Below are 13423 nucleotides of genomic sequence, written 5' to 3' on the forward strand. Positions count from 1 at the left end.
GTAGCCCAAAGTAGTCATTGTGGTAACAATTGTATCCTACTACAAACCGCATCTCTTAGCTTAGATTGTCATAATCGAAAAAGGTTGCGTCAATTATTTTATTTTTTTTAAAATTTTATCTTTCTTCGAACAACTTAAGAAGCTGAGTCACTGTATTCCAGTTTCTTATCGTAGCAATCAGGTTTAATTTTTTTTCAATATATTTTTGGTCGAATCTCGTTTTCCCAGCGCCAACAGCGTATTTAATGTAAATTCTACTAGCATCAATCTGTGCTTCATCGGGTTTTACTTGACTCATTTTTAAATCATTGATACTATCACTTTTCAATTCCATCGAAATAAAAGCCACATACAATTTTTTCAAATCCACTTCTTTTTCCTTCAAAAAAGAATTGTTGGCAAAACAAGCCTCCAAATCCGATTTTCCTATCACCACCACAGGAACTTCAAGACCAAGAGCTTTAAATAGTTCTTGCTTTATCATAAAACCTACCTTGGCAGGATTTTCCTCTTCGCTATCAACAAAAACATTTCCAGACTGAATATAGGTTTGTACGTTCTTAAAACCAACGGCTTCAAGAGTTGCTTTCAAAACCTCCATTTTAATCATATTATGTCCAGAAACATTGATGCCACGGAGGAGTGCTAAGTGTGTTGTCATTATTTTTTGAATTAAATTTTAACCTTCACCACTACTTTCTTCACTTTCGAAACCACACCAGCTTTTACACAAGGGCGATGCAAATCTTCAGGAAAAAACAATGTAAACATCCCTTCTTCCACTCGCAATAACGAAGTGTCACCTTCATAAAATGTATAATCCTTTTCTAAGTCTTCTTCCACCATTTTCTGGTTGGTCAAAGGCGCAAATCCCATCAACTCAACTCCACTGATTACGTATTGAATATCAATATATTTGTGGTGCCCTTCCAGGACACATTCGGATTCGTCTTTGGTATCATATTCTTGTACAATCGCAAAAACAGCCTCGCCATCAATTTCGTGCTTTCCTGAGGCAATAGCCTTTAAATCGGTGGTAGTTATAAACTCAAAACCTTTGGCCAAATGTTTGGTCAATTGGCTGTATAGTCTGTAATTCTCAATTTTATCAATAACCATATCTCTAGTATTTAGTTTCCAAAGATATTGTGAATTGAAGGAATTTCCTAAACAAACCCATTTCCAAATCTAGAAACAATCTAGTATCTTCGCTTTGCGAATTAAAAATTCAAAGTAACTCATAACTGACAACTCATAACTCATAACCGATAACTCAAAAATGTCCAACAATCTCCTAGAAACTCCCATTGAATATTTGAAAGGCGTTGGCCCCACTCGCGGGACATTGCTTCGCAAAGAATTAGGGATTCATAAGTATGGAGATTTGGTCAATTTTTATCCCAATCGCTACATTGACCGTACTCGATATTACAAAATCAATGAATTGCAAGGCACCACCGCCGAGGTGCAAATTATTGGTAAAATCATCCATATCAAAACGGTGGAGTTTGGTAAAAACCAAAAGCGTTTAGTAGCTACTTTCATTGACGAGACGGGACAAATGGATTTGAATTGGTTCCAAGGTCACAAATGGATTAAGGAGAGCTTAAAACTCAATGAAATGTGTGTTGTTTTTGGGAAATGTACCCAATACGGCAGTCAGTTCAGTATAGCGCATCCCGAGATTGAGTTACTCGCTGAGCATCAACAAAGCTTGCGTTCGGCTATGCAACCCGTGTATCCCTCTACCGAAACTTTGACCAACAGAGGGATTAGCAACAGAGTCATCAACAAAATGATGCAGCAATTGTTTTTAGAAACACAGGCTTTGTTTACCGAGACTTTACCGAAATATTTGCTTGAAGAATTGAAATTGATTCCAAAGAATGCTGCATTATTCAATATTCACTTTCCAAAAAGCAGCGAGGCCCTAGCCAAAGTACAATTTCGTCTGAAGTTTGAAGAATTATTCTACATTCAGCTGCAATTGATTACCAAAAATTTGATTCGCAAACACAAAATCAAAGGACATCCCTTTTCAAAAGTAGGGGAATTATTCAACGATTTTTATCAAAATCACTTGCCTTTTGATTTGACGAATGCACAAAAAAGAGTAATCAAGGAAATCCGAACCGATATGGGTAGCAATGCCCAAATGAACCGTTTGTTGCAAGGAGATGTGGGCTCAGGCAAAACGATTGTGGCTTTTATGAGTATGCTTTTGGCTTTAGACAATGGTTTTCAGGCTTGCTTGATGGCGCCCACAGAGATTTTGGCCAATCAACATTTTATCGGACTTTCAGAATTTGCAAATACTTTAAATATCAACATTAAAATACTAACAGGTTCAACCAAAACTGCAGCACGTAAAATCATTCACGAAGAACTCGAAAATGGAAGTTTGCAAATCTTAATTGGTACGCACGCGCTATTGGAAGACAAAGTGCAGTTTCAAAATTTAGGCTTAGCCGTAATTGATGAACAACATCGTTTTGGCGTAGAACAAAGGTCTAAATTGTGGAAAAAGAACTCCATTCCACCACACGTTTTGGTGATGACGGCTACACCTATTCCTAGAACTTTGGCGATGAGTTTGTATGGCGATTTAGATGTTTCGGTTATTGATGAATTGCCTCCTGGTCGAAAACCCATTCAAACTGTGCATCGTTTTGACTCCAACCGTTTGAAAGTTTGGAAATTTATTCGAGATGAAATCGCTTTGGGGCGACAAATTTATATTGTGTATCCTTTAATTCAGGAATCCGAAAAAATGGATTTCAAAGATTTGATGGATGGTTACGAGAGTATTTCTAGAGACTTCCCCCTACCCGACTATTCCATTTCGATTTTGCACGGTAAAATGAAACCTGCTGAAAAAGATGCCGAAATGAAGCGCTTTGCCGAAGGAAAAACAAATATTATGGTAGCCACTACTGTAATTGAAGTTGGTGTAAATGTGCCAAATGCCAGCGTAATGATTATTGAGAGTGCCGAACGCTTTGGACTCTCTCAACTCCATCAATTGCGTGGTCGCGTAGGTCGTGGTGCTGAACAAAGTTATTGCATCTTGATGACTTCTCACAAACTGACTAGCGATAGTAAAATTAGAATGGAAACTATGGTCAATAGCAACGACGGATTTGAAATTGCCGAGGTAGACTTGAAATTACGCGGACCAGGAGATATAATGGGAACCCAACAAAGTGGGGTTTTAAACCTTCAAATTGCGGATTTGGTCAAAGACAAAGACATATTGCTTTTGGCTAGAAATTACGCTTTCAAAGTATTGAATGACGACCCTTCTATGCAAAAACCAGAAAACACTATCCTTAGAATGGTTTTTATAGAACTTACCAAGAAAAAAAATATTTGGAACTATATTAGTTAAATCTATTATTAAATTCTCTTTGTTTTTAAGAATTTATGATTTAAAACGAAACGATTCCGAGTTGTTTTATTAATTTGTATGTACAAATGTTAAATTATTTTTTCTTATTATCGCTTTCTTACAAATGCTTTACTTTTGTTTTTGAACTTTTTTTAAAAACCAATTAAACCATTGATTATTTATGATGTCTCATCTAATTAATTGATAAAAAAGCAAGTTTAAAATTCAATTTATCTTACTTTAGAAGGTTAAAAAAAACTGCTTTCCACACCCAAAGAATTACCAAAAAAAATAAATAACCTTATGAAAATAAAAAACCTTGTTTACACGCTTTTAGTTCTTATCATTGGAGGTTTTATAGCCTACAGAGTCGTTTCGAATTCTAAAAAAGGAGGAGATTCAAAAGACAAAGGAGGAAAAGACAAACCGATGAACGTAAGTGGAATCGTTATTAAAACCCAAGTTTTTAAAAACAATTTATCGCTTTCAGGTTCTATCGAAGCCAATGAACAAGTTGAAATTAGAAGTGAAGTTTCTGGTATTGTAGAAGCCATTTCGTTTCAAGAAGGAAGTTTTGTAAACAAAGGTCAAGTTTTATTTAAAGTCAACGACCAAGAATTAAAAGCCCAACTCATTCAAGCAACAACTAAAGAAGGTTTAGCCGCAGAAAATTCTAGAAGAGCTAAATTGCTTTTGCAAAAAGAAGCCATCAGCCAAGAAGAATATGATGTGGCAAGAGCCGAGCACAAATCAACACAAGCCCAAGTGCAATTAATTAGAGCTCAAATTGCAAAAACATCCGTAAGAGCTCCTTTTTCTGGAAAAATAGGATTGCGTTCTATCTCTCCAGGAACCTACATTACACCTACTACTCTAGTTGCGAATTTGGTTAATATCGGGAAATTAAAAATTACCTTTTCAGTTCCAGAAAAATATGCTTCTCAAATTAAGTTAAATACCAACATCACTTTTTCTGTTTCTGGTACCACTCAAAAATACCACGGTGTTGTTTATGCTATTGAACCTGAAGTAGCAACCGCAACTCGCACATTACAAGTTAGAGCTATTGCCGATAACAAAGAAGGAAAGCTTTTCCCTGGGACTTTTGCTAATGTCGAATTACCATTAGATGTCATTAACGATGCAATAGTTGTTCCAACTGAAGCAATAGTTCCGATTCAAAATGGTAAAAAAGTATTCATTTCCGAAAAAGGAATGGCAAAAGAAGTAAAAGTAGAAGCTTCTACCAGAACAGATGCTTCCATCTTGATTCTTTCAGGATTAAAAGCAGGAGATACTTTACTGACCACAGGCGTAATGGCTTTGAAAGACGAAACACCAGTAAAAGTTAAAATTAAGTAGTGTTTATAGTAATTAGTAATTATTCCTAGTGATTAGCTAAAGAGTTTAGTAGTTAGTAATTAGTACCTAGTCCTTAGTAATTAGTCATAAACAACTGAAGATTATAAACTAAAAACCAAGAACTAAGCACTGAGCACTAAAAACTAAGAACTAAAAACTAAGAAATAAGGACTGAGGACTAACCGCTAAGGACTTTAAAAGAAAAAATAAAACAAATGAGTTTATCCACCATAAGCATAAAAAGACCCGTTCTAACAATAGTTTTAAACCTAACTATTATTTTGTTTGGAGTCATTGGTTACACTTTTTTGGGTGTTAGAGAATTCCCTTCTATCGACCCTGCTCAAGTTTCGGTGAGAACGAATTATACTGGAGCGAATTCAGATATTATCGAATCTCAAATTACTGAACCTTTAGAAAAAGCCATTAACTCTATAGATGGTATTCGAAATGTTACTTCTTCGAGTATTCAAGGAAGTAGTAACATTACTATTGAATTTGATTTGAACAAAGATTTAGAGGAAGCTGCAAATGATGTTCGTGATAAAGTATCACAAGCCGTTCGAAGCTTACCGCAAGATATTGATGCTCCTCCTGTAGTTTCTAAAGCTGATGCCAATGGGGAATCCATTATTTCTATGACGGTACAAAGTGATTCTAGAAATGAATTAGAGTTAAGTGATTATGCAGAAAATGTAATTGCGCAACGTCTAGAAACCATTCCTGGCGTAAGTGGTGTGCAGATTTGGGGGCAAAAAAGATACGCCATGCGTTTGTGGATTGACCCCGTAAAATTAGCAGCTTATGGGTGTACTGTAGCTGAAGTTCGTACGGCATTAAATAAACAAAACGTAGAATTGCCTTCAGGAAAATTAACAGGAAACAATACTGATTTGACCGTAAAAACAGTAGGAAACCTAACCAAACCTGAAGAGTTTAACAATATCATCATTCGTAGTGAGGGCGATAGAATTGTCCGTTTTAGCGATATTGGAAACGCTACTTTAGGACCAGAAAATCTAGAAACCAGAATGAGTCAATCAGGGCTTCCGCTGTTGGGTGTGGCGATAGTTCCGCTTCCTGGGGCTAATTATTTAGATATTTCAAAAGAATTTTATAAAGTCTATAATTCATTACAAAAAGATTTACCAAAGGATATCAAATTAAACATTGCGATTGACAGTACGATTTTTGTAAAAAAATCGGTGGTTGAGGTAGCTGAGACTCTTGGTATTTCGATCATTCTGGTAATTTTGATTATTTACTTATTCTTTAGAGATTGGGCCATTGCCTTCCGTCCGTTGATTGATATTCCCGTTTCCTTAATTGCAACATTCTTTATTATGTGGCTTTTTGGATTTTCAATTAATGTATTGACCTTGTTGGCAATTGTTTTGGCTACAGGATTAGTAGTGGATGATGGAATTGTAGTAACAGAGAATATTTTCAAAAAGGTAGAAGAAGGAATGTCGCCTATTGAAGCAGCAATAAAAGGATCGAATGAAATCTTTTTTGCGGTAATTTCAATTTCGATTACGTTGGCTGCAGTATTTCTTCCTGTAATATTTTTGGAAGGCTTTGTTGGCCGATTGTTTAGGGAATTTGGAGTGGTGATTGGTGCAGCAGTACTAATTTCAGCTTTTGTTTCTTTGACTTTGACGCCTATGCTAAATGCCTATTTAATGAAAGGTGGCGTTCAAAAGAAATCCAAATTCTATTTGATGACCGAACCTTATTTTGAAAAATTAAACAGTAACTATGCAGAATCATTAGGCCGTTTTATGAAAAAGAAATGGTTGAGTTTCCCTATTTTGATTGCTTGTTTTGGATTGATTTACCTTTTCTTTTCGCTTTTGAAAAAAGAAACAGCTCCTTATGATGACAGAAGTGCCATTGTAATGTCAATGACTACTCCAGAAGGCGCTTCTTATGAATATACTGACCGTTTTATGCAGGAAGTCTCTAAAATTGTAGACGATTCCATTCCAGAGAAAAATGTTTCGCTTATCATAACATCACCAGGTTTTGGAGCCTCTACTGTAAACAGCGGACGTGTTCGTATTGCCTTGAAAGCACCAGAAGAAAGAAAGCGTTCTCAAAAGGAAATTGCAGAACAATTAACCAAAATCACCAAACAATTTCCTGAAGCTAAAACAGCAGTTATTGAGCAACCAACAATTGCCGTGAACCGTCGTGGAGGATTGCCTATTCAATACATTATTCAGGCGCCAAACTTTAAAAAATTAGAAGAGAAAATTCCATTGTTTATGGAAGAAGCTGCTAAAGACTCTACTTTTGCGATTACCGATGTGAACCTGAAATTCAACAAACCTGAAGTCACTGTTACTATCGACAGAGAAAAAGCAGAAAGCTTAGGGATTTCTGTTTTGGATATTGCACAAACTTTACAACTTTCGTTGAGCGGACAACGTTTTGGTTATTTTATGCAAAACGGGAAACAATACCAAGTCATTGGACAATTCAACCAAGAAGACCGTACCAAACCACTTGATATTGCTTCTATGTTTGTCAAAAACAACAAAGGAGAATTGATTCAAATGGACAATGTAGTGACCATCCAAGAACAAAGTAATCCACCGCAATTGTATCACAACAACCGTTATATGTCGGCCACTGTTTCGGCGGGATTAGCGCCAGGCAAAAGTTTGGGCGAAGGAATTGAAGCGATGAATAGAATCAAAGCCAAAGTTTTGGACGATACATTTACGACCGACTTAGGTGGAGAATCTCGAGATTTTGTGGAAAGTAGTTCAAATACTTCCTTTGCTTTTGGATTGGCTTTAATCTTGATATTTTTGATTTTGGCTGCACAATTTGAAAGTTTTATTGACCCGTTTATTATCATTTTGACAGTTCCGATGGCGGTAGCTGGAGCTTTATTTTCGTTGTGGTTGTTCAATCAAACTTGGAATATTTTCAGTCAGATTGGAACCGTAATGTTGATTGGGTTGGTGACCAAAAACGGTATTTTGATTGTAGAATTTGCGAATCAATTACGAGAACAAGGCAAACCAAAATTTGAAGCGATTATGGAAGCTTCTGAAGCGCGTTTGCGTCCTATTTTGATGACGAGTTTGGCGATTTCGTTAGGAGCGTTACCAATTGCTTTGTCACTTGGAGCAGCTTCGACTAGTAGAATTGGTATGGGAGTCGTGATTGTTGGAGGAACCATTTTTTCGTTGGTATTGACTTTATTTGTAATTCCAGCGTTGTATTTGATGTGGTCAAAAGCCAGAAAACATTATCCTGAATTTGACCATATTGCAGAATACGAAGCCGAATCGAAATAGTCGTTGATTCGTCTTATGAAAAAGAGAAGTCTCCTCTAGCCCCGATTGCTTCGCCAGTTCGCTTCGCTCGTGTGCAGCGGCATCCTTTTTTTATTTTTCTTTTCAAAAATAAAAAAAGATATAGCGGATAGCGGGAGGAATCGTGTTTTGAAAACAGATGTGATGCTCCTTGAATTAGAAAATTAGAATTTAATTGGTAGTTGAAAATAAGAAATGAGAAAAAATATAATTGCATTTTTGTTATTGCTTGGTAGTGTTCTAGGAAACGCTCAAGAAGTTTTGACGATAAAAGATGCGGTGGCTATAGCCTTGGACAATAATTTTGAAATAAAAATTGCCAACAATAACCTGAACATAGACAAGGTTAATATGTCTGAGGGAAATGCTGGAATGTTGCCCTCAGTAACTGCTTCGGTGGTGGATAATAACCGAATTCAGAATAGTTCTCAAACCTTGCAAACAGGGCAAGTAAACTCGCTAAAAAATGCCAAAAACAATAGTCTGAATTATGGTGTGAGCTTGGATTGGACAATCTTTGACGGATTGAGAATGTTTGCTAGATACGACCAGTTAAAGAAATTACAACAGTTAGGCGAAACTAGATTGAAACAAACTATTTTGATTAAAATTGCTGAAGTGAATGCGACCTACTTTGATTTGGTACAACAACAGCAACAGCTGATGGCGATTGATAGTACCTTATTGATTTCGACTCAAAGATTGCAATTGGCAGAAAACCGTTTTAAAATTGGAAAAGCGTCTAAATTAGAAGTTTTGAATGCTCAAGTGGATTTGAATACCGATAAAGTGACCTTGTTGAGACAACAGGAATTATTTGCAAATACTAAAATAAAATTGAATCAAATTTTAGCAAGAGACCCAAAAACTGCATTCAAAATCTTGGACGAAATTAAAGTTGACAACACACTTTTATTACCCACTTTGATAGAACTTGCCAAACAACAAAATCCACAATTACAGACGCAAATCATTGCCAAAAATGTCTCGGAATTGCAACTAAAACAAGTCAAAGCCGCTAGATATCCTGTAGTGAGTTTGAATACAGGTTACAATTTTCAAAACACCGAATCGAGTTTGGGATTCACGAGAGAATCATCTGCTAGAGGATTGAATTATGGTTTTTCAGCAACCTTAAATGTGTTTGACGGTTTTGCCCAAAATAGAAATGAAAAAATAGCCAAACTCGAATTAGAGAATACAAAGCTTGCTATTGAACAGCAATCCCAATTGTTAGAATCGCAACTGTCTACTTTTTATCAAACGTATTTGACCAATTTAGAATTGATTAATTTGGAGCAAAATAACGAAGCGATTGCCAAACAAAATCTTGCTATTACAATTGATAAACTAAAAATTGGTACCATAACTACCATCGAATTTAGAGCCGCTCAATTAAATTATGTGAATGCAAGAGTTAGAAATAGCAATGCACAATACCAAGCGAAATTATCTGAAATTGCGCTAAAAGAATTGGCAGGAAATATTGCGTATTAATTTTTCATTCTACCAAAATGACTTCCTATAACCCCAAAAATTGGATTCAATTTATATTTTTCTTTAGTAAAGGTGATACCTTTAGAAAACTAGCACCTATTATGTTTTTGATTGGTGCTTATTCGGCAGCGATAGGATATTTAGAAATTGAATATTGGCATTTACCCGATGACAGTCACGTCAAAAACATCTCAATGATGCACAGTATGCTAGGATTCGTGATTTCGTTGTTACTAGCATACCGAACCAATACAGCCTATGATAGATGGTGGGAAGGTCGAAAAATGTGGGGTGGATTGGTAAACAATAGTAGAAACCTAGCTATTAAATTGTCTGCTATTTTGCAAGACGAGAAGGATAAAGTGTTTTTTAGAAAAATGATTCCTGGTTATGCTTCGATTGTGCAAAAGCATCTCAATGATGAAGAAACGGCTCAACAACTGTTTGATGATGTAGATTTAGAAATTGACCATCACAGACACCGCCCTAATCAAATAGCACAAATGCTGTTTCAAAAAATCAATGATTTGTATATTTCCAAAAAAATAACTGGCAATCAGCTGATTATTCTAAATAACGAAATTCAATCATTTACAGATATCTGTGGAGCTTGCGAACGCATAAAAAACACACCTATCCCCTATTCTTACAGTGCATTTATCAAGAAATTCATTTTCATCTATGTGCTTACTTTGCCTTTTGGTTATGTTTTTAGCTTAGGGTATTATGTAGTTCCTGTAGTCGTATTTATTTTTTATGTCTTGGCAAGTTTAGAATTGATTGCTGAAGAAATTGAGGACCCTTTTGGTTCTGATGCGAATGATTTGCCAACTGCAAAGATTGCTTCCAACATTAAAAAACATATTGAGGAGTTGTTGTAACTACAATTTATACTTCCTCCGTTTCCAAAAAACAATAAAAATGTTTCTATCTCCAAACAGCAATCCTTATATTTGCATTCTTATTAAAAATGACAAATGAAAATATCATATAACTGGTTAAAACAATTCATTAAAATAGATTGGAATTCTGAAGAAACTGCTGCATTACTTACAGATTTAGGACTTGAAGTAGAAACGGTAGACAAATACCAATCTGTAAAAGGAGGTTTAGAAGGCATTGTAGTAGGACACGTACTTACTTGTGTACCGCACCCAGATGCTGATAGATTAAAGGTTACAACTGTTGATTTAGGAGATGGGACTCCCGTTCAAATTGTATGTGGAGCAAGTAATGTAGGTGCTGGACAAAAAGTACCTGTTGCAACTATAGGAACGGTTTTATATGATAAAGAAGGAAATCCATTTACGATAAAAAAGGGAAAAATACGCGGACAAGAAAGCCACGGAATGATTTGCGCAGAAGATGAATTAGGTCTTGGCGAAAGTCATGATGGAATTATGATTTTAGATGAAACTTTGGTTCCAGGAACTAAAGCTGCCACAGTATTTAAAATTGAAAATGACGAAGTTTTTGAAATAGGATTAACACCTAATCGTGCTGATGCTATGAGTCATCTTGGAACCGCAAGAGACCTAAGAGCAGGAATGCTACAAAGTGGTGTTAACGTAGAGTTAATCACACCATCTGTTAGTAATTTTAGAGTTGATAAACGCACTTTAAAAATAGATGTTGATGTAAAAGAGAGCAAATTAGTACCAAGATATTGCGGGGTTACGATATCCGGAATTACCGTAAAAACTTCGCCTGAGTGGTTACAAAATCGCTTAAAAGCAATAGGAATCAATCCCAAAAACAACATTGTTGACGTAACCAATTATGTTTTACACGATTTAGGACAACCTCTTCACGCTTTTGATGCTAACAAAATAAATGGAAAAGTACAGGTAAAAACGTTGCCTACAGGAACAAAATTCACTACTCTTGATGATGTCGAAAGAACTTTGCATGAAGAAGATGTAATGATTTGTGATGACAAAGGACCAATGTGTATCGCAGGTGTATTTGGAGGAAAAAATTCTGGTGTATCCGAAAACACAACAGCAATTTTCCTTGAAAGTGCTTACTTTAACCCAGTAAGCGTTCGAAAAACAGCCAAAAGACATCAATTAAACACCGATGCCTCTTTCCGTTTTGAGCGTGGAATAGACCCAACCATCACAGAATATGCTTTAAAAAGAGCGGCACTTTTGATTCAAGAAGTGGCAGGTGGAGAAATTACATCTGATATTGTGGATGTATATCCAAAGAAAATAGAAGACTTTACGGTATTCTTAAACTTTAGCAAAGTTGCTAAAATCATTGGTCAAGAATTACCAAAAGATACCATCAAACAAATTTTGGCTTCTTTAGAAATAAAAGTAAACAGTGTTTCTGATGCTGGTTTGGGATTAACAATTCCAGCTTATCGAGTTGATGTTCAAAGAGAAATAGATGTAATCGAAGAAATCCTTCGTGTTTATGGGTACAACAATATTAGTTTATCCAAAAAAATCAATGCATCTGTAGCCAATTCTCCAAGAACAGAAGATTATAAAGTTCAAAACACCATTGCCTCACAATTGAACGCACAAGGCTTTCATGAAATGATGGCCAATTCGTTGACTACAGCTGCTTATGCAGAACTTTCAACTGTACTTAAAGAAGAACACAATGTAACGATGCTAAATCCATTAAGCAGTGATTTAGCAACAATGCGACAATCCTTGTTGTTTTCAGGATTAGAAGCGTTGGCTTACAACATCAACAGAAAAAATGCCGATTTAAAACTATTTGAATTCGGGAAATCATACCACAACTACCCTTCTGGTTACGAAGAAATCAAACATTTGACTTTGTTCCAAACCGGAAATAGAAATCAAGAAAGTTGGACACAAGCATCTCAACCATCCAATTTCTTCTTATTTAAAGGTTTTGTTACTGCAATTTTAGAAAAATTAGGAATTCAAAAAACCAATTGTATTCCTGTAACTTCTGATGTTTTTTCAGAAGGAATTGCTTTTGGTTTAGGTCAAGAAACTTTAGTTGAATTTGGTGTAGTTAAAAAATCAATTCTAAAGCATTTTGGAATTAAACAAGAAGTTTTTTATGCAGATTTCAATTGGGCACTTGTTTTAAAATTAGTGTCAAGCAAAATTAAATTTACCGATATTCCAAAATATCCTGAAGTGCGTAGAGATTTAGCTTTGTTATTAGACAACGAAGTCTCTTATGATGCTATTTATAAAATTGCAAGACAAACTGAAAAATCATTGCTAAAAGAAATCAACTTGTTTGATGTTTATGCGGGGTCAAATTTACCTGAAGGCAAAAAATCATATGCCTTAAGTTTTACAATTCAAGATACTGCAAAGACTCTAGAAGATGTTCAAATTGACAAAATCATGTCTAAATTGCAAAAGAATTTTGAGACAGAACTAGGAGCTGTTTTGAGATAGTTTATTTATATAGTTTTCTATCATTATAGATTTTAAAATAAAAAAATTGACAGGTATTACCTGTCAATTTTTTTTATGTATATTATTATACCAAAAGATTGATTAAAAAGATAAAGAAAATTAAACAAACCTTCATTTCCAAATCTATTGAAATACAAATTCAGCTTCAGAATCTTTTAATGCAAAAAAAAAGCCTTTAGAAGTCAGTTTAGAGGGGTAATAAAAATAGATTTCTTCTTATTCAGATTATCCAATCTTTTTGCTTAATCCCCAACTTTTGGACTTGATCCCTTATTTTGCGGATTAAAAAACATAAACGCACAAAAAACCCCTTCATCATCTGATGAAGGGGTTCTTTAAAGAAAGGCGGCGACATACTCTCCCACAAATTGCAGTACCATCTGCGCAGGCGGGCTTAACTTCTCTGTTCGGAATGGGAAGAGGTGAGC

At 35.4% G+C, this 13423-nt stretch carries 8 protein-coding genes and 1 rRNA gene; 6 read left to right on the forward strand and 3 right to left on the reverse strand.

From position 1 onward, the window contains the following. Positions 1-115: 115 nt before the first annotated feature. A complete protein-coding gene (locus WFZ86_RS13110; RefSeq protein ID WP_342692342.1) occupies positions 116-661 on the reverse strand; it encodes a DUF1697 domain-containing protein in 546 nt (181 codons plus the stop codon). Positions 662-672: 11 nt separating this feature from the next. Beyond that, positions 673-1119, reverse strand: coding sequence for a NanQ anomerase/TabA/YiaL family protein (locus tag WFZ86_RS13115; RefSeq protein ID WP_342692343.1), 447 nt, complete (start codon positions 1117-1119; stop codon positions 673-675). A 160-nt stretch (positions 1120-1279) separates the two neighbouring features. Here WFZ86_RS13115 and recG point away from each other — a divergent pair, with 160 nt between their 5' ends. The 6 genes from recG (at position 1280) to pheT (ending at position 12974) form a co-directional block, all read left to right on the forward strand. After that, positions 1280-3388: an ATP-dependent DNA helicase RecG gene (gene recG, locus WFZ86_RS13120; RefSeq protein WP_342692344.1), complete on the forward strand. Its 2109-nt coding sequence runs from the start codon at positions 1280-1282 to the stop codon at positions 3386-3388. A gap of 303 nt (positions 3389-3691) precedes the next feature. Then, complete coding sequence (locus WFZ86_RS13125; RefSeq protein ID WP_342692345.1) at positions 3692-4750, forward strand: efflux RND transporter periplasmic adaptor subunit; 1059 nt, start codon at positions 3692-3694, stop codon at positions 4748-4750. A 215-nt stretch (positions 4751-4965) separates the two neighbouring features. Beyond that, positions 4966-8061, forward strand: a complete 3096-nt coding sequence (locus WFZ86_RS13130; protein ID WP_342692346.1) for an efflux RND transporter permease subunit — start codon at positions 4966-4968, stop codon at positions 8059-8061. A gap of 213 nt (positions 8062-8274) precedes the next feature. Next, on the forward strand, positions 8275-9576 hold the full coding sequence (locus WFZ86_RS13135; protein WP_342692347.1) for a TolC family protein: 1302 nt from the start codon (positions 8275-8277) through the stop codon (positions 9574-9576). Between the two features lie 17 nt (positions 9577-9593). Then, the gene (locus WFZ86_RS13140) at positions 9594-10457 is read left to right on the forward strand and encodes a bestrophin family protein (RefSeq protein ID WP_342692348.1); all 864 of its coding nucleotides are present in this window, start codon (positions 9594-9596) and stop codon (positions 10455-10457) included. A 96-nt stretch (positions 10458-10553) separates the two neighbouring features. After that, positions 10554-12974 (forward strand): phenylalanine--tRNA ligase subunit beta, encoded by a 2421-nt coding sequence (gene pheT, locus WFZ86_RS13145; RefSeq protein ID WP_342692349.1) that lies wholly within the window; start codon positions 10554-10556, stop codon positions 12972-12974. Between the two features lie 361 nt (positions 12975-13335). Here pheT and rrf read toward each other — a convergent pair. Next, positions 13336-13423: ribosomal RNA gene (gene rrf, locus WFZ86_RS13150) — 5S ribosomal RNA — on the reverse strand; the annotation flags it as partial.

This window comes from Flavobacterium polysaccharolyticum, assembly GCF_038739875.1.
Taxonomy (GTDB): domain Bacteria; phylum Bacteroidota; class Bacteroidia; order Flavobacteriales; family Flavobacteriaceae; genus Flavobacterium; species Flavobacterium polysaccharolyticum.

Bases quoted from the DNA above. Each gene is read 5' to 3' on its own strand.
- WFZ86_RS13110 (WP_342692342.1), bottom strand. From the start codon at position 661: ATGACAACACACTTAGCACTCCTCCGTGGCATCAATGTTTCTGGACAT.
- WFZ86_RS13115 (WP_342692343.1), bottom strand. From the start codon at position 1,119: ATGGTTATTGATAAAATTGAGAATTACAGACTATACAGCCAATTGACC.
- recG (WP_342692344.1), top strand. From the start codon at position 1,280: ATGTCCAACAATCTCCTAGAAACTCCCATTGAATATTTGAAAGGCGTT.
- WFZ86_RS13125 (WP_342692345.1), top strand. From the start codon at position 3,692: ATGAAAATAAAAAACCTTGTTTACACGCTTTTAGTTCTTATCATTGGA.
- WFZ86_RS13130 (WP_342692346.1), top strand. From the start codon at position 4,966: ATGAGTTTATCCACCATAAGCATAAAAAGACCCGTTCTAACAATAGTT.
- WFZ86_RS13135 (WP_342692347.1), top strand. From the start codon at position 8,275: ATGAGAAAAAATATAATTGCATTTTTGTTATTGCTTGGTAGTGTTCTA.
- WFZ86_RS13140 (WP_342692348.1), top strand. From the start codon at position 9,594: ATGACTTCCTATAACCCCAAAAATTGGATTCAATTTATATTTTTCTTT.
- pheT (WP_342692349.1), top strand. From the start codon at position 10,554: ATGAAAATATCATATAACTGGTTAAAACAATTCATTAAAATAGATTGG.